Origin of the sequence: Parashewanella tropica (assembly GCF_004358445.1) — a bacterium.
Taxonomy (GTDB): domain Bacteria; phylum Pseudomonadota; class Gammaproteobacteria; order Enterobacterales; family Shewanellaceae; genus Parashewanella; species Parashewanella tropica.
Genome location: NZ_CP037951.1, coordinates 3,742,970 through 3,769,128 on the forward strand (window position 1 = coordinate 3,742,970; position 26,159 = coordinate 3,769,128).

Genomic DNA, 26,159 nt, shown 5'->3' on the forward strand with positions numbered 1-26,159 from the left:
TAAATACCGCCAAAATGAAATTCCGCCTTTTGTATCAATGCGCTATCGTCACCTCCTTAGCCATTACTTCTGCACTCACTTTTGCGCAAGAAGTTAAACGCCCTAATTTTGTTTGGATCATTTCTGAAGATAATTCTTCACATTATCTAAAACACTTTTCTGACAATGGGATAAATACCCCGAATATTTCAGCCTTGGCTGAATCAGGATTGACCTTTGATAATGCTTATTCAAACAGCCCTGTGTGTTCTGTTGCCCGCACAACGTTAGCGACTGGCGTTTATGCTCCCAGCATTGGCACTCAGTTTCATCGTGCAGATGCTAAACTACCGCAAACGAAAAATATAAAACTGTTTCAAAGCTACCTAAGCCAAAATGGCTATTACACTACCAATAATGCCAAAACTGATTACAACGTTGTAGCGGATAAGCAACAAGGTTGGCATCAATCTTCTAAGCAAGCTTCATGGCGCGATCGTAATAATGCAAATCAACCTTTCTTTCATGTCGAAACTCACCATGACAGTCATGAAGGACGATTGCATTTCAAAGACAAACAATATCAACAAGAAGTCAAACCTGAAACGTTAGCCGACATTAACGTACCGGATTACTTACCTGATACCCAACTGTCGCGATTTACTTATCAAAAGTACTTACAAAAAATGGTACAAATTGATGGCAAAGTCGGTGCTACCGTTGAAAAACTTCGTAAAGATGGATTACTAGACGATACCTTTATTTTCTATTTTGGCGATCATGGTGGCGTACTACCACGCAGTAAAGGTTATCTATTTGACGCAGGACTTCGTGTCCCACTTGTAGTGCACGTACCAAAGAATTTTGAACACCTAGTGAATGCCGGTGCAGCAACACGAGTACAAGGCACGGTTGAATTTGTGGACTTTGCCCCGACGCTGTTAACACTTGCTGGTATTGAGCTACCAACGCATCTAGATGGTAAAGCCTTTCTCGGTGAGAACGTGTCGTTAGATGAGGTGAATAGCAGAGATGAGTCTATTGCCTACGCCGACCGCTTTGATGAAAAATATGACTTAGTGCGTTCACTTAAAAAAGGCAACTTCCGCTACGTTCGTAACTATCAAAGTTACTTACCTAATGGCCTACAGAACAACTATCGCTATCGAATGTTAGCTTATCAAGAATGGCGTCAATTGCATAAACAAGGTAAGTTGAATGCTGTTCAATCACAGTTTTTCAATCCAAAGCCTGTAGAGCAACTGTTTGATACCAGCAAAGATCCGCACGAAGTGAATAATTTAGCGGCTGATCCCAAATACAAACCATTGCTAACCAATTTACGTGCACGTCTACAAACGCGTTTATTAGACTTACCCGATCTTGGTGTTTATCCTGAAAGCTATTTGATCCGTTATGGTATGCCAAACATTCAGGAATTTGCGCAAAAAAATAAAGCTCATATCAACAAGCTATTTGCGATTGCTGATCTAAGCCTACTTCCATTTAATCAAGCTAAACCACAATTAGAAAAAGCACTGCAATCCAGTGACCCAATGCAACGTTATTGGGCGGTGACGGCTGCCATTAACTTTGGTGAGCAGGCAAAAACTTTGTTAGCGAATATCAAACCACTTGTGAATGATCCAGAAGTCACAGTAAGAATTCGAGTTGCTGAGTACTTTGGCGTGATTGGCTATGGCAAACCACAAAAGATCCTCAGCAATATAGTGAATTCAACTCTTTACCCCACAGTTGCCGCTGAAGCCTTTAATGCCATCGTATATTTGCATGATTTTTCTGATGGGAAATACCCTGCTGATGTTGAGAACCTAAAACCAAAAATCAAAGGTCGTGGTATCAACTGGCGTATGATGTATTTGAAGTCACTGTAAAGTAAAAATATAGTTTAAATTATTCCTCAGCCACATGGACGCGGTTGAGGTTTTCAATTTATACATATTGTCTCTTTAAAAGAAATAACAATTTATTTACAATACAAGTCCTTTTAATCACTTGCATGGAAGTAAAATGAAAAGGTCTTTCATCTTTTTTTGTTCACTTTTAACGTCGCTAACGCTTTTCACATTAAGTACTCAAGCCCAAATTCCAAAAGACATTAATAAACAAGCAGAATTTTTTAGCAAACCGTATGAATATTCGGATGTAAAAATCTCCCCGAAAGGCAGCTACATCAGCATTATCTCCAACAGAAAGAACATTAGACAGTTAGCGATTTTAGACGCTAAAACATTCAAACCTATCTATTCAGCTCGCTTTTCAGGGGATGAAGAAGTAGGCGCTTATGTTTGGGTGAGCGATAAACGTGTTGCTATGCAAAAGGTATACAATCGCGGTTGGTCTGAAGTGCCAGAATATTTGGGTGAAATTTTTGCTATCAATGCTGATGGACACAGAGCGACTTACTTATTTGGACAAAAATACAAGGGTAGACAAAGTGGTAACCATAATACAGCTGTTCATGCGATTGGTTACATTCAACATCCCTTGGCTAATGATGATAGGCATATGTTGATCAAAGCCTACCCTATTGGCAGTGGGAATGAAGGCTTTATGTCAAGAGCAAAAGCACAACTGTATAAAGTCAATGTTTATACTGGTAGTCGAAAGAAGATAACTACAGCTCCAATAGAAAATGCTAGCTTTGTATTAAATAGCCAACAGCAACCAATCTTTGTAAGTGGTATCAACTCCAACAATGAAGTAAGATATTTCCAGCATATTGAGCAAAAATGGATAGATATTGATTCGATTACTAAGCAATTCAAGCAGTTTTCAATATTATCAACCACTAATGATAATCAGCATGTGTTAGTTGAAGGACAAAAAGATCATGATCTGCAATCAATATACAAGCTCAACCTTAGCAGCGGCAAAGCCGAACGAATTGTTTCAAATAAAAACGTCGAACCACAAAAGATTTGGAAAGATAAGCATACTAACGAAGTTTACGCTGTTGAGTTTGAAGATGGTTACCCAAATTATGCTTTCCTTGACAAGGATCACCCAAGAACAAAAAGACTAAAAGTTCTGTTGCAATCGTTACCTGGACATCAAGTTCATATAGTCAGCGAAACCCTTGACGGTAACATATCCATCTTAAAAGCATTCAACGATCGCAACCCCGGTACTTATTATCTCTACAATCAAAAAGAAAATAAGCTCCAAAATATCGCTGCGCAGAAACCTTGGATTGACCCGAATGACTTAGCCGATGTCAAACCCGTCAGCTTCAAGAGCCGTGATGGATTAACCATTCATGGCTACATCACACTGCCTTATGGTATTGAGCATAAAAACCTACCTCTTGTTGTAAACCCGCATGGTGGACCTGCTGCGCGTGATTACTGGGAGTACAACTCTCAAAATCAATTCCTTGCACAAAATGGTATTGCCACATTACAAATAAACTTCCGCGGCTCTTCTGGTTATGGTCAAGACCACCAGCAAGCAGGCAACCTGAACTGGGGAACCAAAGTACAGCATGACATTATTGATGGCGTTAATTATGCCATCAAGCAAGGCTGGATTAACAAAGACAAAATTTGTATCGAGGGCGGCAGTTTTGGTGCATACAGTGCCCTGCAAAGTGCTGTGATCGAGCCTGATATGTTTAAGTGTGCCATTGGCATTGCTGGGGTTTATGATCTACCTCTGATGAAAGAAGAAGGCGATATTCCTTCGGTTAATTTCGGCGATAGTTTCCTCGAAGAGGTTATCGGTAATGACATCAACCGCATGAAAGCTATGTCTCCGACTTATAATGTGGATAAGCTCAAAACCAAAATCATGTTGGTTCATGGTAAAAAAGATGAGCGTACGCCTATTGAGCAATACGAAGCCATGGAAGAAGCCTTGAATAAAGCCAATTACCCATTTAAAAAAATGATCTTTAAAAAGGAAGGTCATGGCTTATATAATCCAGAGAATAGAGCCTTGTACTACAAAGAGATGCTTGGATTTATAAAAGAAAGCCTCAAACTCTAACTATTACGCTAAATCAGATCAATTCAGTGTCCATTTAAATGACAAATGGGCACTGATCGATTCCCGCCACGATTTCGTATATTTCGCTGGATTTTTATTCAACTTCAGGTATCCTTTGCGCCTTTTCTGAGTAACTAACTCGGATATTATATTTGCAGTCTGTTAAACTGACTGCATACTTATTGAGATCCCAAAGGCTAAGTGCGAGAACGATATGACCATACAAGCAGTGACCATTAATACCCCAAATTTGAGTGACGCTGCCAGTAAAGTACAACAGGTGTTAATAGAGCGTGGTTTAGAAACGCCAATGCGCGATAATCCCCTGTCTCCAGAGCAGCAAAAAGACAAAATTGAGCAGCACATGCGTGAAATTCTCAATACTCTTGCCCTCGATTTAACGGATGACAGTCTTGCCGATACTCCAAAACGTATCGCCAAAATGTACGTTAACGAAGTATTCTCTGGTCTGGATTACAGTAACTTCCCTAAAATCACCGTCATCGAAAACAAAATGAACGTTGATGAAATGATCAAGGTAAAGGACATCAGCTTGACCAGTACTTGTGAGCATCATTTTGTCACTATTGATGGCGTTGCAACGGTCGCTTACTTACCACGTAAGAAGATCATCGGTCTTTCAAAAATTAATCGTATCGTGCGCTTTTTTGCACAGCGTCCTCAGGTGCAAGAACGCTTGACTCAGCAAGTATTAGTGGCACTGCAAACACTTCTTGATACTGACAATGTCGCAGTAAAAATGGATGCTGTTCATTATTGTGTCAAAGCCCGTGGTGTTATGGATGCCACTTCAGAAACCAGCACTTCTGCTTTAGGCGGTATTTTTAAGTCAGATCCAGCGACTCGAGCAGAATTCCTTAAATAATCAACACCGAAACCTTTAATAAGCCAAGCTTTCTGTAGATCACCTGTTTTCAGGTGATCACCTATCATTTCTACCGTTCAAATTCTCCTATTCGTTCATGGTGTAAGGATTTCTTAACCAAAGCTGATACCCACTTGATTAAATTTCCGTTTTTATTTTTTTCATTATAAAAAAAGGAAAAACCCAATCAGAAAAAGTTCTCTATGAGTGTACAAGTGGATGTTCGAACACCAAACCATATCGGTTTTTCTGATCCTGCACACCTCAAGAAAAAAACACTGGATAGTTCAGACGACACATTAAAATGGAAACAAACTAAAGAAGCCGACGCCTCAATTCAACAGTGGCATAAGGGTACATCAAACCAGAACCCATCGACCAAAACATCTCGATCACCTAAACAAAACAAAGCCTCCCCCTCTCTCAGTGAGCTTGACCCGAAGTTCGTCCAAAGTGTTAACAGTTACACTGAAGAATTAGAACAAGGCATTCAGCTATATCAAGAAACAGGAGATATCAAATCATGCCTGTATGCTATCAGGAAACTGAACGCTTTAGCCTCACAACTGAACATTTCAAATGCAAAAAATACAAGGCCGAATCAACTGACGCCCCTCAGAAAAGAGTGCATACAAACCCATTTTTTGCCACCCTATGTAGAGTTTCTCACAGCCTTTATCCATCAACAGCAAAAGCATGGGATCAAGCTCAACCCCTATGCGGCGGCAATCTATAATCAGTTGGTTTCTTTAGTTCCCTATTTAACCGAACCACAACGACAGCACGTCATAGAGCCACTACGGACGTTTATGGTAACAAAGCTCGATGCAGACTTTGATTACGCACAGTTCGTTTTAAGAGCCAACCAAACCGATCTGCTTACTTTCGAACTGGCAAGCATGGATGATTTAATTAGACCAGATACCAATCTATCTAAATTTAAATTAATTCCAGAATCACAACTAAAGGAATACAGAGAGCGCATAAGACAATTAAGGCATCTAGCAAGAGTAACACCGCCAATCAAAACTCGATTATCTCCCATTGAATCCACAGCCTTAGAGCTCATAGACAAAAACCAACTGACTCAACTTGATACTCTGCTTTGGCGCACTCATGGGGATGTCCTTTGCCATCTTCAAAGAATGCTGGCCCAAAAAACATTTAAAAACTTACTTAGCTACCAAAACGAAGTGACGAGCTTTATGGGCATTTCAAGTACTTGCTACATGAGTACGCTGCAAACACTGCTATTGATATATAACAACACCCCACACACAGTTAAGAGTGTCAGTTTTGTAAGATTAAAATTTTCTGAGCTGTTATCAGATACTGTCATGAGTTGTCTATTATTGTTAGATCACGAACAAGACGCTGACCAAATCTCAGAGATACTCAACTTAATTGGCTCCGTACCTAATGCGAGTAAACTGCTTTCTGCAGAGTCTCAACGGGTTATAGAAATATACCAATCGCCAATCACTCAATTGGAGCCTGCTGTTCAATCAAGATTGAAATCAGGGGTAATATTACAACGCTATTTCTGCCATTTTTTCCATTCAATGAATCAAAGAAAATTTGATTGCATGTTGGTGACTCTAGCGCTTATTTTTACTCCACCTGTCAGTGAAGAGCCTACGTTATTCCCGGCTCATTTCAGAAAACTCAAGCAAAAGGTCGCGCAATCGATCAAATCACGTTCTTGTCTAAAGCTGGCTCGATATTACAGTGAGATGCCGAATCAAACGGATAGTGGTAAAGCTTCATTAAGAGTCGCGTTCGCCGCTCATCAAACTCAAATTCTCGCCTTTTCCCCACTGCATTTTTTATACCATAGTGAGAGAGAACATGCGCGAATGGGTAAAATATCATGCCTTGCTTGGGATAACTTACTCAAGAGGATTAAAGATCAGGTGTACGAGCCATCGAACATGACTCAATTACTGCAATTGTACGCACTCAATCCTGATTGTAGTAGCTTATTGCCTTATACCGAGACATTATTGTGTGTCATGTTAAGCCATCTTTTAGATGAACAAGCAACCTGTCAGACTTCCGATAAACTCGCTCCAGAAGACATGAGGCACCTTGTTAACTTCTCAACTGTATTACTTAATAAATTAACCACAACACCAACCCCCGTTGTAAAAGCCAAAACCATTACACAATTGCAAACATCACTTGAAAACTATCAAAGTGTAGCCACTGAACTTGATGAGCATGCAGCGCTATTCCCCATTAGCCACGTACTGCCAATGTTATGTAACCCTCAGTTAGTTTTCGCTATGTCTTCGCCACTAACAGAAATAACACCTGAAATCTGCCGAAGAGTCATTAATGCGATGTCGAGCAGTATGAAAGAAAAGGACTTGGAAGCAGCGTTAATTGCATTTAATAAATTGGTTTTCTATAAAAGAGAAATTGAAGACGTATTAGATCCTGAACACAAAACTCTTGCTTGTCTGTATGCCGGCGCTCAGGAAATCTTTACCACTCGGTTATTACTTCCCTTTATCACGATGCTCGGAGCTGAGTTAACGGTTACCCCGCATTATTTTATGACGAACGATCCCAGCAAAAAGAAACAAGAAATGGCTAAGCTAAACGTATTAGCTTGCAGTCAGAGCGCTGAAATTCAACATCAATGGCAACACCTTGCCAGTAAGCTTTGGTCTCAATCAGTGTATCTTATGGTTCTAGATAGTACCGTGCTAACCAAAGAGCATGTGGATGACTTACTGGCATTAAAATTCATCAGCTTTGATGTTCATGACGATAAGGTAAAACCGTATCTAGTCCTTGCGATTTGTAGCGTGGCCAACCAATCAGAACTCGCAAATACCTTTAATGGAAAAGTACAGTTAACAGCAATCTACCAATGGGCTATCTCATTAGCTAGCCATCCAGAATATGCTTCGTTATCAGAAACACTAAAAAACAAACTTTGCCTTGCAATCCAGCAACTCGAAAACTACGTAGTACTGAAATGCTCCCCCTTTTCAGTAAGCGACCTCCTTATAAGACGTCGCCATTATTTACCGCCTAAAACGCTTGAAGTAAAGACGATGATGGCATCAAGTCACCATCCCCAAAAGACAGTAACAAAAACCATTGCACTGACAATGGACGTTGGGCTGCCAAACGTGAACGAGTTACTCAAGAAGGTACCAGTAAGCTATCGCTGCACTGTCGACGAAGAACCCACTGTATCTGTTGAAGTCGACCAACCTGTAGTCGAAATGGCTCTTGGGACTACAACGGAGAAAGCACAGCAACGCCCTTCTACAGATACGACGATAGACGAAGAGCAGCCGATTCAGCCTACTGGAAATACACCAGAACTAGCCAATGAGGTACATAAAGATATAGCTGAAGTAGACTCAACATATACCAACGATGCGATTGAAGTTATCCCCTCGGAAACACAAGAAGATGAACCTGTTCTATCAGATCCAAACGGTGAAACAACGGTTCAGCAAATTGAAGTTGTATCTGAATCTGACGATGAAGTATCTCAAGAAATCGATAACATTACTGAACAAGTAGAAAGTATCCAAGAAGGAGTTAATGAAGAGCCTCAAAATGTCAGTGCTTCGGAACAGCAAAAAACGGCTGAGCCGAATCTTGAAATTCAATCCAGCAACTCGACTCCATCAATAGATGCACCTGCTGTTTTAACATCCTCTCCCTTCCTTGTAGTACCAGATCATACTCAACCAACGTACATCATGCTACTTCCACAAATATACCAAGAGATACCACAGTTTTTAGAAGAATTACCTAAGCTATATTGGCGAGCACCACAGCTCCTAGAACAAGAACCCACATTTTACAGCATTGCACATGAAAACATCCCTGAGTTAATGCTATTGAACCAATATCAAACAGAAATGGCCTTAGCGATATTTAATATTTCATTTCTAATTGATTATCGGTATCTATTAGACGAGGCGCCTGAAGGGATCACTAGGGCGGCAGTACAACTTGGCATTGACACCGTTATTCAAGATGTCCAACAACAGCAAGAGTTAGTTGAGGTTCAGCTTCAAGCCGAAATGAGTAAAATTCCCTCCCTATTATCGAATTACATTGCCTCCGATACCCAAAATTCAGGCTCTTTAATGTTGGAATTATCACAACGATTTTTATCGCTCAACAATGAAGAGTTCGAACAACTTATTCGTGAAATTGAGGCCCATGCATCGGCACATATATCTCAATTTAAATTTGTGCCATGCCATACACTGCTTTACGTCAAAATGCTGCTGAAAATAGTCTATCAGCAGCATAAAACGTATTTGGAACACGTAGGGGGCGTATATGATCTATAAATTTAGATCCCGTATTGTTCTCGATAAGCTTCAACAGCAGCTAACTCAGCTTCCATTCCTTCTTGGTCTTCAAGGTAGGTAAGCAGATCAGCCAAAGTGACAATCGACACCACTTGGCAAGCAAAATCACGTTCCACTTCTTGAATAGCCGATAATTCTGCTTTACCTTTCTCTTGGCGATCCAGTGCAATCAAAACGCCAGCTAATTCAGCGTCATTCGCTTTAATGATTTCCATCGATTCACGAATTGCGGTACCTGCGGTGATCACATCATCCACCAACATGACTTTGCCCTTCAACTCACTCCCTACAAGTGAACCGCCTTCACCGTGATCTTTCTTCTCTTTGCGGTTAAAGCAATAAGGCGCATCAATATCGTGATGCTCTGAAAGTGCTACGGTTGTCGTCGTTGCAATTGGAATGCCTTTGTAAGCCGGGCCAAAGACCAAATCATAATCGATATTCGAGTCAACAAGCGCCGCTGCATAAAAGCGTCCTAACTTGGCTAAGTCTTTACCTGTATTAAATAAACCAGCATTAAAAAAATACGGGCTTGTACGACCGGACTTCAAGGTAAATTCGCCAAAACGTAGGACTTGGCGCTCTAACGCAAATTCGATAAATTCTTTTTGATAGGCTTTCACAACGGTTCTCTCTTTTTATTTCGGGTACAAAAAACGCCCCGATTGGAGCGTTTTAAAATCTATTAATTTAATGCGGTTTTCTGCACATCGACAATTTCTCGAATGCTGTTTTTCGCCAGCTCTAACATTTCGAGTAATTCTTCATGGCTGAACGGTTCACCTTCTGCGGTGCCTTGTACTTCAATCATTTTTCCAGTTTCAGTCATGATCACGTTCATATCGGTTTCTGCTTCGCTGTCTTCAACGTATTCCAGATCCGAAATGGCTTCACCTTTATAAATGCCTACACTTACTGCAGCAATTAAGAACTTAAGCGGATTGGTTTTGATAATGCCTTTACTACGAGCAAAATTAAGCGCATCAACCAAAGCGACACAAGCGCCTGTAATCGAAGCGGTACGAGTGCCACCGTCTGCTTGAATAACATCACAGTCGATAACGATCGTGTTTTCACCTAAGGCTTTCATATCCACGCAAGCACGTAAGCTACGACCGATCAAACGTTGGATTTCTTGAGTGCGACCCGATTGCTTACCACGTGCCGCTTCTCTGTCCATTCGGCTGTGAGTAGAACGAGGTAACATGCCATATTCAGCGGTAACCCAGCCTTGCCCTTGACCTTTTAGAAAACGCGGTACGCCTTCGGTAAAGCTAGCCGTACAAAGTACTTTGGTTTCACCAAATTCCACTAATACTGAACCTTCAGCATGGGCAGTAAAATTGCGGGTAATCGTAATTGGGCGAGTTTGTGCAGCTGTGCGGTTGCTAGGACGCATGAGAATTCCTTTGAAAAAGGCTTAGAAAAGTTGTTTCGTATTATAATGATTTGTCTAACCAGTTACTATGTTTACAAAGAAAAACGTCTTATTTTCTAATTGTTAGAAATATAGGCTGGATATATTAACAATTGCTTACCCTTCCCCCCAAAAGCAACTCAAACATACACTGTCTCTTTTTTTGTTATACTCGCTGCCAGCTAATGACATTTCAAAGGTTTACTTATGATCCAAAGCATGACTGCCTATGCTCGCATCGAGCATAAAGCCGACTGGGGTAACGCCTCATGGGAACTGCGTTCTGTTAACCAACGCTACTTAGAAACCTATTTCCGTTTACCCGAGCAATTTCGCAGTTTAGAGCCAGCTCTTAGAGAAAAACTTCGTAAGCGCCTGAATCGAGGTAAAGTTGAAATCAACTTACGTTATCAATTTGCTGATGACAGCAGCAATGAGTTAACCCTAAACCAAACCTTAGCTCGTCAGCTCGTAGATGTGGCTAATGATCTAAAACAGCAAGCAGGTCAAGGTGAATTGAACCTAGTTGAGCTAATGAAATGGCCAGGGTTACTTTCTAGTGATGAGCTGGATATTGAAGCCATTAGCAAAGAATTACTCACAGCTTTTGACTCTGCAATAGATCAATTCATTGAAGCTCGAAGCCGTGAAGGCGATGCCATTAAAACCATGCTTGAAACCCGATTACAAGGAATCGAAGCTCAAGTCGCAATTGTACGTGAACACATGCCACAAGTGATGCAATGGCAACGCGAAAAACTTCAAACTCGCCTTGATGAAATTCAAGGAGAACTCGATCCAGCTCGTATCGAACAAGAAATGGTGCTGCTAGCACAGAAACAAGATGTTGCCGAAGAGATGGACAGACTTGATGCTCATGTAGCCGAAACTCGTCGTATCCTCAAAAAAGGTGGCGCTCAAGGTCGACGTTTAGACTTTATGATGCAAGAGTTTAATCGTGAATCGAATACCCTAGCCTCAAAATCCATCAGCACTGAAGTGACTGCAGCAGCGGTTGAACTTAAAGTGTTAATTGAGCAAATGAGAGAACAGATCCAAAACGTCGAATAATGTTTCTAAGCTTTTCTTAATGTTCCATTAACCTCTGAAAGCCGCTATTTTAGCGGTTTTCTTGTTTCTTGCTGTTTCTCAATTTTGCTGCTTGTTTCAAAATAGTGGTGACAGAAATGGTGACAGAATTAATTTGAAGCCTCATAAAATGCCAGATAAAGTAAATCTGTCACCACTTATTGAGGTTTGTATCATGCCACTTAAACTCAATGACAAGCAAATCAAAGCCTTAATTAAAAAAGGCGAAACGGGTCGATTCGCTGTCGGCAATGGACTCTACTTTAGGATCAGCGATGAAGGTTCTGGCTTTTGGGTTTTACGTTACACGGTTCACGGTAAGCGTCGTGAACTTACTCTTGGAAAATATGGCGCACATGAAGGTCAGCTTACACTCGCTAAAGCAGCAGCTGAAGCGATAAAAATTAAGGCGCAAGTTGCAGACGGTATTGATCCATTAGCAGAAAAGAAACGACCATCACAAGTCAAAATAGCAACCGTTAATGATTTGGCCGAGGACTGGCTACAAAATGACATAGAAAAACGCTTGAAGCATCCGCACATTCCAAGACGAGTTTATACCAAAGATCTAGCTCCAACTATTGGTGAACTCGGACTTAAACGAGTCACCCCACTTGATATAAGAATGACCATAGAAGCCATAGCCAATAGTGACCGTCCAACTATTGCAAATGATGCCTTAATGTATTGTAAACAAATCTTTCGTCACGGTATTCGATTAAACTTATTACAACATAACCCAGCAGAAGCCTTTAGTGTTCGCCATGCCGGAGGCGTAGAGCAAAGCCGCAGTAGAACTCTTACAGTAGATGAAGTTGAAATCGCATTTCGAGTATTTCGAGAGAACATTTTACAATTCACCCGAGAAAATTACCTTGCTGTTTCATTGCTGATCATTTTAGGAGTAAGAAAAGGAGAGCTAATAGCGGCTAAGTGGAATGAATTCGATTTTGATAAACAAGTTTGGCACATTCCGATAGAGCGGTGTAAAAATGGCTCACCCATTAGTGTCCCTCTACCCAACATATGTATTGATTGGCTTAAAGAGCTGGAGTTTAGAGCTTGCGGCTCAGAATACGTGTTTCCATCAAGACGAGCCAGCAGACGCAGAGCCTATATCAGTGACGATACACTAAACCATGCACTTGCCAATCTATTCGGGCAAAAAATTCGCCCAGGAAGACCAGCGGTAAACAAGCTTGGGGCAGCTGGACTAGAACCATTTGTGATCCATGACCTCAGACGAACCTGCCGTTCATTACTATCAGAAGTTGGTACTTCAGGTGAAGTCGCCGAACGATGCCTGAACCATAAACTCAAAGGAGTAGCAGCCATTTACGACCGCTATGACTACATGGAACAAAGACGGATAGCACATGATAAAGTGGCTAAAAAGCTTAAAGGATTTCTTGTCTAACTTACCAATGAAAAGAAACAGCTCAGCACAACCATTTGTCCGTATTAAATACTGATTATTTTTTATTGCTCGGTTAACATAGCGGCAAGTCGAACCAAAGTATGCTCACTTACATGGAAAGTAGGCCAAGTCGTTATATTCTATTTGTCGTATCTGTGTTAGCAATAGCTATTGTTATCGATCATTTTCAAGGGAAATGGTTTAACAATCGCTTTACTCAATGGGTTGTTGAAGTCGTTGAGCTGATTGAAAGCCCTCAAATAGCAGATAGAGAATCAGTATTACCAATAGCTCATAAGCCCATTGAAGGCATTGCCTCATATCAATCCGAACCATCGACTCTTGATCCGTTTAAACCCAAAGTGGTTCCTGAATATCAGAATGTTGCTACTCATTATCAAGATGAAAACAATTATTTCGAGCAACATTCGAGTGTATGTTCAAGCGCAGAGTTAACGGCTCAGCAAAAGCAGCAAAGAAAACAGGCTCTCAAAGAAGATCTTGTGTTCTCTTGGACAGACGATAATGGCATGACTCACTATTCCAATACACTGTTTGGTGCCAGTGATGACGCTCAATTACTTGAGCAATATCAGGAACAATTAGAGCCATTCGAATTATCAGTGAGTAGTTCTAAATCCCTACCCCGTGATTTTGAAAATAAAGTAACGGTAGGGATTAAGAAAATTTACCAGATCCTCAGTCTTTATCTTGATAAACAGCATCTACGTGAAGTTGCCGTTAATTTAACTTTTGCGCACTCTAAGCGTGAATATCAATCCATTCAAAGAGCTAAAGCACCGAACTTAGGACAAAGTCAGGGCTTTTATACTTCTAATGGTAACTATGCCGCAGTGTGGTTCAAAGATTCAAAACAAGCTCAGCAAACAGCTATTCATGAAGCTACTCATGTGATCAACTCAGGCTTATTCGGTAATACTCCAAAGTGGCTAAATGAAGGTTTGGCAGAATACTTTGAACGCATGACAGTGTTTGGACTCGCGGCCAAAATTCAACCTCAAAACTGGGCTGAGCAGCATAGAGTAAAGGGAATAAGTTTAGACTATCTACTAAACAGTACAGACCAAGATTGGAAAGGGAACGCTCAATCAACCATGTACTCAGCGTCAAACTCGTTAGTTCATTTTTTGATGAGTACAGCCAAAGGCAAACCTGTTGCTGAACAGTTACTTTCACACCTTGCTGTCAATCGGTGTGGTAACACCAATGTGCAAGCCGTGTTGTCATTCTATCCAAACGGACTCTCTGGCTTAGAGAGAGACTGGCACCACTGGATGCAGAACGAGAAGTATAATGTGCAGTCGTTGTAGTATCTCTTTCAAATTTATTTGTTTTATTTTTAACTTTTCAAAAGGGAGTAATGATGAAAAAATCTGCTGGAATTATCATTAGGAATAAGAAACTACTGGTGTTACGTACCAGTGGTAAAACCACATTTTACGCTCCGGGAGGAAAGCCCGATTTGGGAGAATCACCTATTGAAGCGCTGTGTAGAGAATTAAAAGAAGAAATTGATATAGACGTTTGTAAAGACTCCGTGTATTTCTTTAATTCTTACAGCGCACCAGCTGCTGATAATGAAACTGTAACGTTAGACATGGATGTTTTTTTTGTACCTCATTATGAAGGAAAAATATGTGCTTCAAGAGAAATTGAAGAATTAGCTTGGGTAGATACAGTCGATATAGAAGAAATGAGTATCAGTAGTATTTTTAGAGATAGTGTCGTTCCCAAGCTAAAAGAAATGAAGTTGATAGACTAAGGTATCAGCTCCATTAATGGACGGGACGTCTCCGCTCCCGTTTTCGATAAAATATTACTCTTTATCAATGGGGATGAATTGATAGTGTGCTATTTGATGATATACATTTTCATTTAATGAGATAGATTTTAGTGAAATACATCCATTAATCATATGAATTATAACAACCATTTCATCGCTTAAATTTAAGACTCCCAGTAGACCTTTTTTTCTTTTTTCAAAAGACCATTTGTATTCTTTTATTAAATTTGAGCTATCTGTATATGACTCAATGGGTTTACCTAATGTTGAAATTAAGGTCTTACTGGTTGTTCGAAGAGAAAAGCTTCTGACTTTATCTACGTTACTTATAAATCTAGTATCGAAATTTTTTAATTTTGATACTGGCTTCGGTTCATATAATGAACTTTTAGAATATGATGTGAGTTGTCCATCTTTTTTAATGTATTCATTCCAGTCACTAAAATAGGCATGCTCATTACACTCGGCCTTATAATCCAAAACACTTTTACCTAGTTCTGGGCGATACAAAATTTTTTCTTCTGAATATGTGTTAATAGAATAAAAAGGTATGCAAAAACAAATAAAAACAAGCAGATATTTCATAAGCTCACTTCCTAATACTCAACAATCGACTGCTTCACCAGCCCCACTAACTTACAGCTTTCATCCAATGGGATCATTGGGTATTGAGGATTAAAGGACTTCAAATAACGGTTTTGTCCTTCAATGATGAGCTGTTTGAAAATTGCCTGCTCTGCACCGGGTAAGACCGCAATCACCAAATCACCTGACTTAAATAAATCATCTTCTTGTGGCTGAACAATGATGATAGCTCCTTCAGGAATGTGTTTAGTTCCTGTGCCTTCCATACCATCACCACGTACTCTGAGAATGTAGCCTCTGTCATCTGTTAAGTCGGCAGTAGTGCGCCACAAGTCACCCAGTTGTTCAGAACTAATGGTTGAATGATATTCATGCCAATCCATGGCCTGCTTCCAACTAATTTCTGGGATTCTTCTTACCTGATCTCTTAGCTCTTTCTTTTTTAAAAAAGGTTCACCGACACCAGTGGTTAGCCAAGTGGGATCGACACCGAGTTCATCACACATGGGTAATAAGAAAGTAGAGTTTTGTGTTTGTCCTCGGCACACACGGCTGATCGCTTGCTGCTTAACACCAAGTCGATGAGCAAGTTCCGTTTGTGTGAGTCCTACAGATTTAAGTACGTACTCGATTCGTTCAGAAAGTTTGTTCATAACCAAATCTTATAAATAAGCACAATATTGAACAAAGATAGACTTGTTTTAACACAAATATAGGAGTAGAAAAACAATTACACATTAATGTGTATTAAGCTCAGTATAGTTTAAACAAGCCATATTAAGCTATAAACCTTCACTAAATCAGTAGATAGCTTATCTATTATGCCAAGTAAAGAGGTGTGCCATGCGTGAATATGGAAAGATATACTCTCGATATTGGCGTAATGAAGACATTCTACACACATCTGATGCCGATAAGCTACTTGGAACTTATTTGCTTACTTCATCACACACAAATCTAATCGGTTGTAGCCATCTGCCAATTGGTTATGTCACCGCTGATCTAGGCTGGGATGAACAAAAAGTTTTAGGTGCGTTTAAAGAACAAGAGCAACGAAGTTTCATCACTCGTTGTGAACTCACTAACTGGATTTTGATCAACAATTATCTCAACTACAACCCAATACAAAACCTCAATCAAGGCACTTCAGCATACCGGTTACTACTTGATGTACCAGATAGTTGTAGCTGCAAACCTAAGCTACTTAACAAGCTCAGAGTATTTCAGGCAAAACTGCCCCTTGATTTTATCGACTATTACAATCAAAGAATCACTGATAACCCAATCAAAATAGCTCGAAATAAAAGTAGTGAAGAACAAAAAGAGCGAGATCATTTTCTACAGTTTTGGCTACTACAAATTCGTAAAGAGAAGAAAAATCAAGCGCAAGAAGCTTGGAACAAACTTGGCCTACATACTGACAGCGATAGAGCGTTGCATGTAATTGGCTGCTGGAAAGATCAAAAGCAACATCGGAAACAGTATCAAGACAAATCAAAAACACCTTTGCCATGTAACTGGCTTGCTAACGAACAGTGGCTTGATGAGTTCATTCGCAATGATGAACCTATCACTTTAATACAAGCCTCCAATCATTCGATAAAAAACAACTCACAAACCACCTTAGAAACCAATAACCAAGCCATTGTGCAGAAATGGATGGAGAAAACTATAGAGAGTAAATAATCATGACCGATCACGATAAAGAAGAGTTTGCTGAGATATGGTCTGCAACCTATAACCTTTACAGTAAACAAATGACGCTACCAACGCTGGCTATCGCTTTTGAAGCATTGAGCCACTATGACATTAAACAAATAAGAAGCGGCTTAACCAGTCATATTCAATCACCAGAGATCGGGGCTTTTTGTCCTAAACCAGCAGACGTTATTAAACAAATAGAAGGACGTGGCGCCGACAAAGCTTCTGCTGCATGGGCAAAAGTCTTGTATGCTATTCATCATGTTGGCGCTTGGTCTTCTATCAAGTTTGATGACCTTCTGATCCATCTTGTTATTGAAAAAATTGGTGGTTGGGCTTCAGTCTGTAAGTTGAAAGAGTGTGAGTTGTCCTTCAAGCAAAAAGATTTTATCGGTCATTATCAGTTTCTTTTGAATAAACCTATTCCCCAAAGTTGTCCGACAGTTCTGAAAGGGATTGTTGATTGTCAGCAATCTAAAAGCGGCCACGCTATTGAATATGCTCTGTTAGATAATCAGCATCAAATTACTCAGCACCGCTTATCGGATACCTCAAATACCAGAATGAAGGAGCTAAGCCAATGAACTTACTTCAACGAAGCTCTCAAACATTAAGGGCAGCAGAGTTAATCAGGCATGGCTTTAAAACCAACATCGTGGTGCAAGATACAGGATTATCGTCAAACACTATCCGAACCTTATATAAAGAAGTGCAAGGTCAGTCTCCCAAAGCGGGGCAGCTACCTTCACCAGCCAGTATTTTATCTACCACACAAGCTTTACTTCACGCTTCTATTTTTATGGCGCATTACACGAAGCATATAGAAAGTAATTCGGAAGACAGAGTCGATATAAACTTGCTGATCCAAGCCTATAACCGTTATCGCAGGGAGTTGAAAAAGTGGAATGATAATAACGTAGAAGAAAGTCGACTTTTGTCTGTAAATGATAGTTGGGTATTAGCTAGAGGGTTAGTTGCAAAGCTGGTTCAGGTTCACCTTTGTTCATCTGGTCATTTTTACATTAGCACCCCAAAACAAAGAACCTTGCCTATCTGTCCATTTTGCAAGTCACATCAGCATTAAAGAATGGAAGATCAACAGCAAAGGAGTTGCTTCTTTATTTTGTTCTTAACGTCATCCAAGCTAATAGCCGTATCCTCAAAAGTCACTTTTAACTTGTTAAGTTCATTAACGTTGTTTCCGCAAAGACTCAGCCATTGCGACAAACCTAAACCAGACAAAATACTCCATTCAAAACCAAATTGATTACGAATATAGAAGCCTTTCAACGCACTTGCAGCAGTGGTACAAAGCGAATCACAGTACGCAATAGGATCAACAGCATCATATTTGAAATTTTGAGTTCCTGAGATTAAGCCATTGGTCAGACATAACTCAAACAATGAGTAATCAAATATCTTGAGGTGGCAACTTAATAGATCGGAAAGACGATTAACTACTACCAACATATCAGGCCATTCTTCCGTAAAGTTCAAATAGCATTCTGTGAGTTGTGGATGATGATCAAGCCATTGATTGATTAACTCATCATGGCAAAGGTAAGTAGGATCTAAAGTAACACTGGACTTCATAACGGTACCTTAATTAAACATGAATAAAGGTCTCGCATCCTTGGAGGTTGATCTAGCTATCCCTAAGTTACTCTAGATGGATTAAAATGGAAAGAATTTAGTAATAATTTGGTAATTATATTTTTGTGGATTTATTGTTTAAAATTAGTTTCAATGGGTAAGTTACATAGGTAGTTGTATTAACTTCATTTTTTAAGATAAAAGAACAAACTAAAGGATTTAGTATGAAAAAAATACTTTTATTACCGCTACTTTCAGTTTTTATAGTTGGGTGTGTTAGTACTCCTGTACGACAAGAACCTTTTAAAGATCAAGTTAATATACCTCTCAGACAGTCAGAGCTGCCTTTATCTAAAAAAAATGAAATATTCACTTTAATTTTAAAGGATATATATAAAGAAAAGCCTTTTCGGGCTTGGCCACACCCCAGCCGAAGACATGAACGTACTTCTCACTGGGAAGGTAAAAGTATTGTCTATCGTGGTGGTACAAATATGGACTACAAATATAACTTTTATATTGACGAAAACAACAAGTTAATTAAAGAGATATCTAACCGTGAATGGCATGGTAATGGTGGGGTTTCACGCGACTGTCTATTATGTATGGACAATGGATTTAATGAATATGTGAATACACTCGTTTCAAAAGCTGCAACAGTCTATGATCGTGCGATTGCCTCTTACCCCAGATTAATTAGTCAAAAGAAAACGCTTGAGCTTCTACTAGCCAACATGATTAGCCAAAAGAAAGTAAATATCACTTCGCACTCAGCCTTTCCAAGCTCGGCTAAAAAAGAGATCAAGAAGAGTGTTCATTTTGGTTTAATTGAAGGGAAGCTAGAGTATTCTAGTAAAGATGGGCTCAAGCTAGTCAAACCATACATCAAAGTTGATTCTAAGTTACCTAAGCATATCAAGCGTATTAATTATATTGAATACGAGCCAATAGTAAAAAGACTCGATGTCGGAGATTCTTCAACTGTGAGTGTTATAATTAACTCTGCTGTTTATGATATGTTGCCATATGAGTTTATAGCTAAAGATTCGAACGTTCATGTAACTCTTAAGAATGGCACTCTTGAGGTATCTAACCGTACTGGGAACTTTATAAATATTGAATCCTTTACTATTTATTGGGGAAAGCATGCTAGTACTTTGAAAGAAACAGCGCTTTCAATTCCACCTCAAGCAACGGATGACTTGAGAGTGTCCAGTAAATTTGAGGTGTATAATAATCCTCATGATTGGAATATTCTCAATAACCCAAGATATAAAAAGCTAGAAGACATCCAAGGTAAATTTCCTTTCGGGATAGCAATATCTTATTACAATGTAGATACAAATATACGAAAGACAATTTTCAAAAAACACAGTTTTTCTCGTAAAGATTTGTATTAAAACAACCAGAAGGCTGCGGTATTAGCAGCCTTTATTTTTTCTTAAAACCTAAACGGATTAAAGTTTGTGTTGGTATCATAAACATCAACTTTATCGTGCTTCTTGATGTACTTAACGACAAACCATGCAGGAATAACAAAAATTAGGCTGTAAGCCATTTTTATTTTCCATCCTGCAATCATCATCTTGACCAAATTAGCGTTACTCAGCTTGCCACCAAATGCGAGGCTATCAACCACAATACTCAACAAACCTTGACCTATTGCAGTAGTGCAAACGCTGCGAACGATAAAGTGTTTACCTCGGAGCCAGATCTTGGTTTTGGATAACACATAGTTGTTAAGGAACTCACCACAAAAGAAGCCTGCCATACCTGAAAACACATATCGAACCGTTGGCTCAAAAACTGTGGTGTAAGCGGCACCATGTAAAAATGTTTCTGGATTCGGTAATGAGATGATAGCTTGTGAGGTATAAGCAAATATCAGCTCAACGATGATCCCAATCCAAATAAATAGCCTTGCCGTGCTATAGCCATAAACTTCATTCACAACATCACAAATGATAAACGAGATAGGGAAAACAAAAATTCCACCCGGTAATGTCATGTTAAAAACGAGGATAAAGTTATTGGCAAAGCATACCGTCAAACACAAGATGGCTAAGTACAGTGCCAATAGCATCAACACCTTTTTATGAGGGATCACCTCTTGGCTTTTTACAGTGGTTATTTGGACTTCAGACCGCATATATATCCAATCTCCAGTAAGTGAGAACCCTCAAAGTTTTCTAGCAGTTCTTTATCATTTCTTAGTTCATCAAAAGTGACTCTCCTCAGCTCAGCTTGTCTTTTGTCCTTTATGATAAAGGTGGCTATGTCACTAAGATAAAAAAGAATGCTTTGAAGGCTGAATCGAGGGCTATTAGGTTGAGGTGAGTAGAACAAATAAATGGTGAGGTTACGGACATCAAGCTGAGAAATACAATTGAGCCACTTAAAGTCGGACAGCACTTCTTTGACTTCTATCTTGAATAAGTAATGTGAGTACCTCATGCAGATAATGGCATACTTCACGTCTTCGATTTCAGTAAGCTCTACGAGGCGGTAAGTGATTTTGTTGTCGGCAGTGAACTCTTGGTAAAGATCTCTGGCTTTAGATATAAGGCTTTTGCGTTTAACGAGTTGCATCACTTTGGCCTCCTACCTATTATCCCTACACTTTCTCTACCATCCAGTAATAAGCTCTCAGGGAATTGACCATTACGATTGATGTAATCAACCTCAACAACTTCGAATCCTGCCTCTTCAAACAATGCTACTAGCGGTTCAATGTCTAGCCAGTGAACGAAGTCTGGCAAATTATCAGACCAGTTTTGCTCCCAATTGCGGGGATCATCTATTTCACCGGGGAAAGGGCGGCCTTCTTCTTTACGCTTCTGGTATTCAGGGATGAAAGTTTGCCAGTTGGTGAGAAACGTAGTTTCACAAACGACATACAATTCACCGTTTGGCTCTAACCAATCATAAACTTGCTTCAATGACTGTTTGATTTTTTCGCCAGTAAAAAAGTGCAACACTCTACTGATCAAAATCTTTCTAAAGGACTTTTCGGGAAAGCTCAGATCTTTAGCAAATTCAGCCACTATGGTTTGGACTTCTTTATAACCATACTTGTCGGCGGCTTCTTCAATGTACTGTAAATGCCGTTCATCCATATCATTAGCAATTACTTTGGCACCGTTGGATAATGCCTGCATAGTGGCATAACCGAACGCAGCCCCAATTTCTAAAAACTGGCCTTCTGCATATTCAGTGAACTTTAATGAGAATGGATCAAGGTAGGGCGCAGCATAACCTTGCTTGTTGAGTGTTGGTACAAAAAGCGGCATTTCTTCAGACATCATTCCACTCCTTTACTCTGTTGATAATAAAAGAATTAAAATCTATTTATGACAACAGAAATTAATCAACATTAAATTTGAGTGCAAAATAATCTCATTGCTATTCAATTATCATTCAGAATTATTATCATTTACTCAGGTCTTCACCTGACTTTTACTGTTGGAGAGCCTAGCCAAAGTTAATTTTACGGTAAACTTCGACATATAAGAGTGTTCTCTATTAACTAGTGCAGGATTCGCAAACTGATGTCATTTGGTACCAAAAGTGTCTGCGTTTGGTACCAAATCGCTATTTTGCATTTTTAGCTTAAAAAAGTGCTGGAAATATAACCGCAAACATGAAATAAAAAACTATGCCTAATCATTCATCAAGGCGGTAATGATGAAAGAACATGTTGTCAAAACTCGACTCACAGACGATGAAAAAATTAACTGGCAAGGTTTTTGTCAATCTTGTGGGATAAGCCAATCTGATATGCTTCGTATGATGATCAATCGTGTTGCTCCCAACGACAGTATTAACAGTGGATTTCAAGAAGTCAGAACCAACCGTATTACCATCCGCTTCACCAGTGAAAACCTCAATAAAATTGCCTACAAAGCCAAAATGGAAGGCTACCCTAATCAAAGTAATTGGGCGAGAGCCACGGTACTTTCCAGCCTTTATAGAGAACCAGTGCTGAGTAATGATGAAATCAATGTATTACGAGAGTCCAACCGCCAGCTTGCAGCTATTGGCCGCAATCTAAATCAAATTGCTAGAGTGCTTAATATTGAGTTCAGAGAAAGTGACAAGATCACCAAAGAGATGATTAAAATGCTGGAAAACCGATTAAACCAGCACAAGCAAAAGGTGAATGATTTACTCAACAAAAACTGCCAGCGATGGAGTATCACCGATGAGCCGTTTACTGCATGATCAAATATCAGGGCTGTTATCTGATCATGTCAGGTACAAAGCCAACCGAATAAAATCACTTTCTCGCTACAGTAAGAAGCCTCCTGAAGTCATGGTGAAAATCAGCGGTCATTGCTACACAGCCGATCATACCCAAAGCCACTTTGATTACATCAGCCGTAACGGAAAGCTAGAAATTGAAGATGAATGTGGTCAGATTTATCAAGATAAGCAGTCACTCCACCTTCTTGCTCAAGACTGGGAAGAACCACAAACCAACCATCAAAGACGAACAAGACACAGCACTCACATCGTTCTATCCATGCCCGATGGCACCGAACCTAAAGCTGTGAAAAAAGCCGTAAGAGAATTTGCCAAAAAGACTTTCTCCCACAATCACCAATACGTTATGGCACTGCACACCGATACAGATAGCCCACACGTTCACCTAACAGTTAAGAATCTCGGTTTTGATGGTAAACGGTTGCATGTTCGAAAGGGGTTGCCGCAGATATGGAGGGAACGGTTTGCGAAGGAGATGGAAAGGCAAGGCGTAGCTGCTGAAGCTACGGCACCTATAGTAAAGTCGAGCCTACAAAGAACAAGCCGTTATCACCAAATCCAATCACAAAATAATAAAGAAGAGTATGAAGTTGGTTAATAATAAAATGACAAATCATTTTGGATGGTTAATCACTTGCAGTAATAACTAATAATTTCCATTAAAGACAATCAGTTGCCATTTTTTATCGATTGTCGTTTAATAATATTAGTTTGATAGGAAACGATATCCATATTAGGGACTTTCAGAAATATTATTCAACTATAGGTGGGTATATGAAACTTGAATGGTTCGTAATGGAACAAGAAGGTAGAAAACTTCCTGAATGGGCTAGGGCTTTTGCTATTGAAGACGATGGAACGGTTTTCGTTCCAGGTGTGCTTTCAGGAATCTCAGAGGATGAGGTTTATCTATGTGCTTGTTACGATGCAACTCCTACAGCGATCTACAAAAATCACAGATTTTTTCCATCAAAATGGCTTGCTAGTGAGTTCTCTAAGTCTGCCGAGATATGTGAAATAATAGATCGTAAAGCATCAGAGCTAATGCAAACTACATAGAAAAGCGGTAGCTTCATCAATCGATTACTGCAGAAAAAGACTGCATCATTTTAACAGTAACAAATGGTGCGACACTGTCGCACCATTGTGTAGGAAATAACATCTAGTCTTCTTTTATTTGAGTCATATTTTCTTAATATGCTTTTGTGGCAATTGTGATTGACTTAGCATTGACTCGAATTCTAGCCTTCAACTATTTGCCTGTTAACTCGGGTTGTTATATTTACAAGAGGAACTGTGGAATTATTTAATATTAGCCGTATCAATACTGAATTAGGTATTTTCCGTATCTCTGGTCATTTGTCTGCTCACCTTGTTAATAGTGAATTTATTTCTTATAAGTCGCTACAAATCATGGGAACAGACGGCTGGATTTCATTAAATGTTTCTAGCAACGAAAATTCACAATTATTAAGTGATCTTAAGCCAATTATTTTGCAACATTTACTTAGTGAAAATGGGTAAATTAAGTCACAAGTGTAAGTATAAAAAGTGCTTTAACTGGTCAAGTGTTCGCTGGCTGTTGTCGCTGTGTTCCAAATCATAGCCATAAACCATTGCCTGTTAAGCGGTCTATATCTTCTATAAATAGAGAACAGTATGGTGAATTTAGAATTACAAATTGAACAAGCTGAATCATATGCTGAACTTCATGCACAAAAATGCTCTGACATCATTTCAGCGAATGGCTTAAAAGAAGCACTCGAATATTGCAAGAAACAAGGGATTAATCCACCACAATGTTCTCTGACTGCTCAATCACTAAATGCTGATAATCAACGAGCCAAAGCAAAGCGAATGCTTTCTGAAGTAAAATGGTGGAAAAGGCGTTTAGGTGTTCAGGCTGGTCAAACTTTTGAGTTAAAACAGATCCAATCAGGTAAAGTCACCGATTGTATTTCTAACGAATCTCTTGAACATTACAAAAAGAAACGTAGAAAACGCATATAAGCTCTTCAATAAGGGCTAATGGTGTATTGCTTATATCGCTGCGCCCCATATTTTAGCCAAAATTATTTGCCTGTTAAGACAGGCATAAACCTCTCAAGGAAGGTTCATGAATTTAAAAAAGGTATACTGGAAAATCGTAACACTGGTAGTTTTTTCTTTTTTGCTAATAAACCCTGAAGCTGTACCGTTAGTATTATACATTGACGCAATTGGTTTAGAGTTATTCCTAATGCTTTTGGAAGTCCAGTTTATTGCAATTGCAGGGTATTATTTCCATGTATGGGTTAAGCCTGTTTTAGCTCCTGTTTACCATTCAATTTCTAAGCTTGATCCGTATTTTTTTATTCCAACTAAAAATGTAATAAAAAAACACCCCGCAATGTTGTGTCATGCCGTTCCATTTTTGGTTCCTGCATTAGTTAGCGTAACGATGCTCAGTCATTCTTAAGCCGTTATTCAAAGGTTATCAAAAGGGCTTTTATTAGAGGAAATTTGCAGTTTCTCTGCTAGCTCCCTGACGAGAGCCCTGTGAATATTTGTTACTTAAATGCGGTGTTCTGCACAATTTACTACAAGGAAGCTATAAGTGAATTATGAACTTAGTGAAACAAATCCAGCTCCGGAAGAATACAATAACCTCAGAATTGCAGCTGGGTTATCTCCGAAATCAATTACAGCCGCTACGATTGGGTTACCTAATTCGTTATATTCAGTATGTATTCGAAGCGTCAATCAGGAATTAATCGGAATGGGGCGTGTTATTGGTGATGGTGCATGCTTTTTTCAAATAGTAGATATTGCTGTACATCCCAAGTTTCAGGGAAATGGTTTGGGTCGCATGATAATGGGTAAGCTAGAAAGTTATTTGCAATCAGTAGCCCTAGAAGGTTCATATGTCTCGTTAATAGGCGATAAACCTGAATTCTATACAAAGCTTGGCTACCAACATACTGCTCCTGCTGGTCATGGTATGTATAAAAAATTGGCGTAATCAAACGCATACTCAATAAGTATGCATAGGCGTAGTACAGCTGTTCAATGAACCGTTGTGAAAT

At 39.5% G+C, this 26,159-nt stretch carries 27 protein-coding genes; 19 read left to right on the forward strand and 8 right to left on the reverse strand.

The window, feature by feature from the left end; genetic code table 11:
• The first annotated feature begins 14 nt into the window (after nucleotides 1-14).
• The 4 genes from E2H97_RS16485 (at nucleotide 15) to E2H97_RS16500 (ending at nucleotide 9,204) form a co-directional block, all read left to right on the forward strand.
• Entirely contained in the window at nucleotides 15-1,874 is a 1,860-nt protein-coding gene (locus tag E2H97_RS16485) for a sulfatase-like hydrolase/transferase (RefSeq protein WP_170308338.1), read from the forward strand.
• Nucleotides 1,875-2,010: 136 nt separating this feature from the next.
• Entirely contained in the window at nucleotides 2,011-3,987 is a 1,977-nt protein-coding gene (locus E2H97_RS16490) for an alpha/beta hydrolase family protein (protein ID WP_133408148.1), read from the forward strand.
• Nucleotides 3,988-4,201: 214 nt separating this feature from the next.
• On the forward strand, nucleotides 4,202-4,873 hold the full coding sequence (gene folE, locus E2H97_RS16495; protein ID WP_133408149.1) for a GTP cyclohydrolase I FolE: 672 nt from the start codon (nucleotides 4,202-4,204) through the stop codon (nucleotides 4,871-4,873).
• 203 nt (nucleotides 4,874-5,076) lie between these two features.
• Nucleotides 5,077-9,204, forward strand: a complete 4,128-nt coding sequence (locus E2H97_RS16500) for a hypothetical protein (protein ID WP_133408150.1) — start codon at nucleotides 5,077-5,079, stop codon at nucleotides 9,202-9,204.
• Nucleotides 9,205-9,206: 2 nt separating this feature from the next.
• Here the strand turns inward: E2H97_RS16500 and pyrE are convergent, their stop codons facing one another.
• Both pyrE and rph read right to left on the reverse strand, forming a co-directional pair.
• On the reverse strand, nucleotides 9,207-9,848 hold the full coding sequence (gene pyrE, locus E2H97_RS16505) for an orotate phosphoribosyltransferase (RefSeq protein WP_133408151.1): 642 nt from the start codon (nucleotides 9,846-9,848) through the stop codon (nucleotides 9,207-9,209).
• 62 nt (nucleotides 9,849-9,910) lie between these two features.
• Nucleotides 9,911-10,624 (reverse strand): ribonuclease PH, encoded by a 714-nt coding sequence (gene rph, locus E2H97_RS16510; RefSeq protein ID WP_133408152.1) that lies wholly within the window; start codon nucleotides 10,622-10,624, stop codon nucleotides 9,911-9,913.
• Nucleotides 10,625-10,849: 225 nt separating this feature from the next.
• On the opposite strand from rph, the gene E2H97_RS16515 reads away from it, so the two are divergent.
• The 4 genes from E2H97_RS16515 (at nucleotide 10,850) to E2H97_RS16530 (ending at nucleotide 14,931) form a co-directional block, all read left to right on the forward strand.
• The gene (locus E2H97_RS16515) at nucleotides 10,850-11,713 is read left to right on the forward strand and encodes a YicC/YloC family endoribonuclease (protein WP_133408153.1); all 864 of its coding nucleotides are present in this window, start codon (nucleotides 10,850-10,852) and stop codon (nucleotides 11,711-11,713) included.
• Nucleotides 11,714-11,906: 193 nt separating this feature from the next.
• Nucleotides 11,907-13,148: a tyrosine-type recombinase/integrase gene (locus E2H97_RS16520; RefSeq protein ID WP_133408685.1), complete on the forward strand. Its 1,242-nt coding sequence runs from the start codon at nucleotides 11,907-11,909 to the stop codon at nucleotides 13,146-13,148.
• Between the two features lie 113 nt (nucleotides 13,149-13,261).
• Nucleotides 13,262-14,479, forward strand: coding sequence for a peptidase MA family metallohydrolase (locus tag E2H97_RS16525; RefSeq protein ID WP_170308339.1), 1,218 nt, complete (start codon nucleotides 13,262-13,264; stop codon nucleotides 14,477-14,479).
• 50 nt (nucleotides 14,480-14,529) lie between these two features.
• The gene (locus E2H97_RS16530) at nucleotides 14,530-14,931 is read left to right on the forward strand and encodes an NUDIX hydrolase (protein ID WP_218938221.1); all 402 of its coding nucleotides are present in this window, start codon (nucleotides 14,530-14,532) and stop codon (nucleotides 14,929-14,931) included.
• A gap of 54 nt (nucleotides 14,932-14,985) precedes the next feature.
• Here E2H97_RS16530 and E2H97_RS16535 read toward each other — a convergent pair whose 3' ends face one another.
• Together E2H97_RS16535 and E2H97_RS16540 are read right to left on the reverse strand one after the other, a co-directional pair.
• Nucleotides 14,986-15,537 (reverse strand): hypothetical protein, encoded by a 552-nt coding sequence (locus E2H97_RS16535; RefSeq protein WP_133408155.1) that lies wholly within the window; start codon nucleotides 15,535-15,537, stop codon nucleotides 14,986-14,988.
• Nucleotides 15,538-15,548: 11 nt separating this feature from the next.
• Nucleotides 15,549-16,190, reverse strand: a complete 642-nt coding sequence (locus E2H97_RS16540) for a LexA family protein (RefSeq protein WP_133408156.1) — start codon at nucleotides 16,188-16,190, stop codon at nucleotides 15,549-15,551.
• Nucleotides 16,191-16,380: 190 nt separating this feature from the next.
• On the opposite strand from E2H97_RS16540, the gene E2H97_RS16545 reads away from it, so the two are divergent.
• The 3 genes from E2H97_RS16545 to E2H97_RS16555 are packed head-to-tail and all read left to right on the forward strand — an operon-like array spanning nucleotide 16,381 to nucleotide 18,322.
• Nucleotides 16,381-17,223: a hypothetical protein gene (locus tag E2H97_RS16545; protein WP_133408157.1), complete on the forward strand. Its 843-nt coding sequence runs from the start codon at nucleotides 16,381-16,383 to the stop codon at nucleotides 17,221-17,223.
• Between the two features lie 2 nt (nucleotides 17,224-17,225).
• Nucleotides 17,226-17,822 (forward strand): DUF6475 domain-containing protein, encoded by a 597-nt coding sequence (locus tag E2H97_RS16550; RefSeq protein ID WP_133408158.1) that lies wholly within the window; start codon nucleotides 17,226-17,228, stop codon nucleotides 17,820-17,822.
• Nucleotides 17,819-18,322, forward strand: coding sequence for a FlhC family transcriptional regulator (locus E2H97_RS16555; protein ID WP_133408159.1), 504 nt, complete (start codon nucleotides 17,819-17,821; stop codon nucleotides 18,320-18,322). The genes E2H97_RS16550 and E2H97_RS16555 overlap by 4 nt, the downstream gene beginning before the upstream one ends.
• An 11-nt stretch (nucleotides 18,323-18,333) precedes the next feature.
• Here E2H97_RS16555 and E2H97_RS16560 read toward each other — a convergent pair whose 3' ends face one another.
• The gene (locus E2H97_RS16560; RefSeq protein ID WP_133408160.1) at nucleotides 18,334-18,831 is read right to left on the reverse strand and encodes a hypothetical protein; all 498 of its coding nucleotides are present in this window, start codon (nucleotides 18,829-18,831) and stop codon (nucleotides 18,334-18,336) included.
• Nucleotides 18,832-19,055: 224 nt separating this feature from the next.
• On the opposite strand from E2H97_RS16560, the gene E2H97_RS16565 reads away from it, so the two are divergent.
• Nucleotides 19,056-20,231: a hypothetical protein gene (locus E2H97_RS16565; RefSeq protein WP_133408161.1), complete on the forward strand. Its 1,176-nt coding sequence runs from the start codon at nucleotides 19,056-19,058 to the stop codon at nucleotides 20,229-20,231.
• Between the two features lie 41 nt (nucleotides 20,232-20,272).
• Here the strand turns inward: E2H97_RS16565 and E2H97_RS16570 are convergent, their stop codons facing one another.
• Genes E2H97_RS16570 through E2H97_RS16580 form a run of 3 tightly spaced genes read right to left on the reverse strand, consistent with a single transcriptional unit; the run spans nucleotide 20,273 to nucleotide 22,136 of the window.
• Nucleotides 20,273-20,980, reverse strand: coding sequence for a queuosine precursor transporter (locus E2H97_RS16570; protein ID WP_218938222.1), 708 nt, complete (start codon nucleotides 20,978-20,980; stop codon nucleotides 20,273-20,275).
• Complete coding sequence (locus tag E2H97_RS16575) at nucleotides 20,959-21,423, reverse strand: hypothetical protein (protein ID WP_133408162.1); 465 nt, start codon at nucleotides 21,421-21,423, stop codon at nucleotides 20,959-20,961. The genes E2H97_RS16570 and E2H97_RS16575 overlap by 22 nt, the downstream gene beginning before the upstream one ends.
• Nucleotides 21,420-22,136, reverse strand: coding sequence for a class I SAM-dependent methyltransferase (locus tag E2H97_RS16580; RefSeq protein WP_133408163.1), 717 nt, complete (start codon nucleotides 22,134-22,136; stop codon nucleotides 21,420-21,422). The genes E2H97_RS16575 and E2H97_RS16580 overlap by 4 nt, the downstream gene beginning before the upstream one ends.
• A 376-nt stretch (nucleotides 22,137-22,512) precedes the next feature.
• On the opposite strand from E2H97_RS16580, the gene E2H97_RS16585 reads away from it, so the two are divergent.
• The 7 genes from E2H97_RS16585 to E2H97_RS16615 all read left to right on the forward strand — a co-directional run bounded on the left by E2H97_RS16585 (nucleotide 22,513) and on the right by E2H97_RS16615 (nucleotide 26,095).
• Nucleotides 22,513-23,052 carry a plasmid mobilization protein gene (locus E2H97_RS16585; protein ID WP_218938223.1) on the forward strand — a complete coding sequence of 180 codons (540 nt, stop codon included), beginning with the start codon at nucleotides 22,513-22,515 and terminating at the stop codon, nucleotides 23,050-23,052.
• The gene (locus tag E2H97_RS16590) at nucleotides 23,033-23,692 is read left to right on the forward strand and encodes a relaxase/mobilization nuclease domain-containing protein (RefSeq protein WP_133408164.1); all 660 of its coding nucleotides are present in this window, start codon (nucleotides 23,033-23,035) and stop codon (nucleotides 23,690-23,692) included. The genes E2H97_RS16585 and E2H97_RS16590 overlap by 20 nt, the downstream gene beginning before the upstream one ends.
• Before the next feature lie 176 nt (nucleotides 23,693-23,868).
• Nucleotides 23,869-24,153: a hypothetical protein gene (locus tag E2H97_RS16595; protein WP_133408165.1), complete on the forward strand. Its 285-nt coding sequence runs from the start codon at nucleotides 23,869-23,871 to the stop codon at nucleotides 24,151-24,153.
• 237 nt (nucleotides 24,154-24,390) lie between these two features.
• A complete protein-coding gene (locus tag E2H97_RS16600) occupies nucleotides 24,391-24,618 on the forward strand; it encodes a hypothetical protein (protein ID WP_133408166.1) in 228 nt (75 codons plus the stop codon).
• 135 nt (nucleotides 24,619-24,753) lie between these two features.
• Nucleotides 24,754-25,104 (forward strand): hypothetical protein, encoded by a 351-nt coding sequence (locus tag E2H97_RS16605; RefSeq protein WP_133408167.1) that lies wholly within the window; start codon nucleotides 24,754-24,756, stop codon nucleotides 25,102-25,104.
• Nucleotides 25,105-25,210: 106 nt separating this feature from the next.
• Complete coding sequence (locus E2H97_RS16610; protein WP_133408168.1) at nucleotides 25,211-25,552, forward strand: hypothetical protein; 342 nt, start codon at nucleotides 25,211-25,213, stop codon at nucleotides 25,550-25,552.
• A 138-nt stretch (nucleotides 25,553-25,690) separates the two neighbouring features.
• Nucleotides 25,691-26,095: a GNAT family N-acetyltransferase gene (locus E2H97_RS16615; protein ID WP_133408169.1), complete on the forward strand. Its 405-nt coding sequence runs from the start codon at nucleotides 25,691-25,693 to the stop codon at nucleotides 26,093-26,095.
• The last annotated feature ends 64 nt before the right edge of the window (nucleotides 26,096-26,159 follow it).

What these genes read in the sequence shown, in the direction of transcription:
- E2H97_RS16485 (WP_170308338.1), top strand. Translation starts at nt 15, where the DNA reads ATGAAATTCCGCCTTTTGTATCAATGCGCTATCGTCACCTCCTTAGCC.
- E2H97_RS16490 (WP_133408148.1), top strand. Translation starts at nt 2,011, where the DNA reads ATGAAAAGGTCTTTCATCTTTTTTTGTTCACTTTTAACGTCGCTAACG.
- folE (WP_133408149.1), top strand. Translation starts at nt 4,202, where the DNA reads ATGACCATACAAGCAGTGACCATTAATACCCCAAATTTGAGTGACGCT.
- E2H97_RS16500 (WP_133408150.1), top strand. Translation starts at nt 5,077, where the DNA reads ATGAGTGTACAAGTGGATGTTCGAACACCAAACCATATCGGTTTTTCT.
- rph (WP_133408152.1), bottom strand. Translation starts at nt 10,624, where the DNA reads ATGCGTCCTAGCAACCGCACAGCTGCACAAACTCGCCCAATTACGATT.
- E2H97_RS16515 (WP_133408153.1), top strand. Translation starts at nt 10,850, where the DNA reads ATGATCCAAAGCATGACTGCCTATGCTCGCATCGAGCATAAAGCCGAC.
- E2H97_RS16520 (WP_133408685.1), top strand. Translation starts at nt 11,907, where the DNA reads ATGCCACTTAAACTCAATGACAAGCAAATCAAAGCCTTAATTAAAAAA.
- E2H97_RS16525 (WP_170308339.1), top strand. Translation starts at nt 13,262, where the DNA reads ATGGAAAGTAGGCCAAGTCGTTATATTCTATTTGTCGTATCTGTGTTA.
- E2H97_RS16530 (WP_218938221.1), top strand. Translation starts at nt 14,530, where the DNA reads ATGATGAAAAAATCTGCTGGAATTATCATTAGGAATAAGAAACTACTG.
- E2H97_RS16535 (WP_133408155.1), bottom strand. Translation starts at nt 15,537, where the DNA reads ATGAAATATCTGCTTGTTTTTATTTGTTTTTGCATACCTTTTTATTCT.
- E2H97_RS16540 (WP_133408156.1), bottom strand. Translation starts at nt 16,190, where the DNA reads ATGAACAAACTTTCTGAACGAATCGAGTACGTACTTAAATCTGTAGGA.
- E2H97_RS16545 (WP_133408157.1), top strand. Translation starts at nt 16,381, where the DNA reads ATGCGTGAATATGGAAAGATATACTCTCGATATTGGCGTAATGAAGAC.
- E2H97_RS16550 (WP_133408158.1), top strand. Translation starts at nt 17,226, where the DNA reads ATGACCGATCACGATAAAGAAGAGTTTGCTGAGATATGGTCTGCAACC.
- E2H97_RS16555 (WP_133408159.1), top strand. Translation starts at nt 17,819, where the DNA reads ATGAACTTACTTCAACGAAGCTCTCAAACATTAAGGGCAGCAGAGTTA.
- E2H97_RS16560 (WP_133408160.1), bottom strand. Translation starts at nt 18,831, where the DNA reads ATGAAGTCCAGTGTTACTTTAGATCCTACTTACCTTTGCCATGATGAG.
- E2H97_RS16565 (WP_133408161.1), top strand. Translation starts at nt 19,056, where the DNA reads ATGAAAAAAATACTTTTATTACCGCTACTTTCAGTTTTTATAGTTGGG.
- E2H97_RS16570 (WP_218938222.1), bottom strand. Translation starts at nt 20,980, where the DNA reads ATGCGGTCTGAAGTCCAAATAACCACTGTAAAAAGCCAAGAGGTGATC.
- E2H97_RS16580 (WP_133408163.1), bottom strand. Translation starts at nt 22,136, where the DNA reads ATGATGTCTGAAGAAATGCCGCTTTTTGTACCAACACTCAACAAGCAA.
- E2H97_RS16585 (WP_218938223.1), top strand. Translation starts at nt 22,513, where the DNA reads ATGATGAAAGAACATGTTGTCAAAACTCGACTCACAGACGATGAAAAA.
- E2H97_RS16590 (WP_133408164.1), top strand. Translation starts at nt 23,033, where the DNA reads ATGAGCCGTTTACTGCATGATCAAATATCAGGGCTGTTATCTGATCAT.
- E2H97_RS16595 (WP_133408165.1), top strand. Translation starts at nt 23,869, where the DNA reads ATGAAACTTGAATGGTTCGTAATGGAACAAGAAGGTAGAAAACTTCCT.
- E2H97_RS16605 (WP_133408167.1), top strand. Translation starts at nt 24,754, where the DNA reads ATGGTGAATTTAGAATTACAAATTGAACAAGCTGAATCATATGCTGAA.
- E2H97_RS16610 (WP_133408168.1), top strand. Translation starts at nt 25,211, where the DNA reads ATGAATTTAAAAAAGGTATACTGGAAAATCGTAACACTGGTAGTTTTT.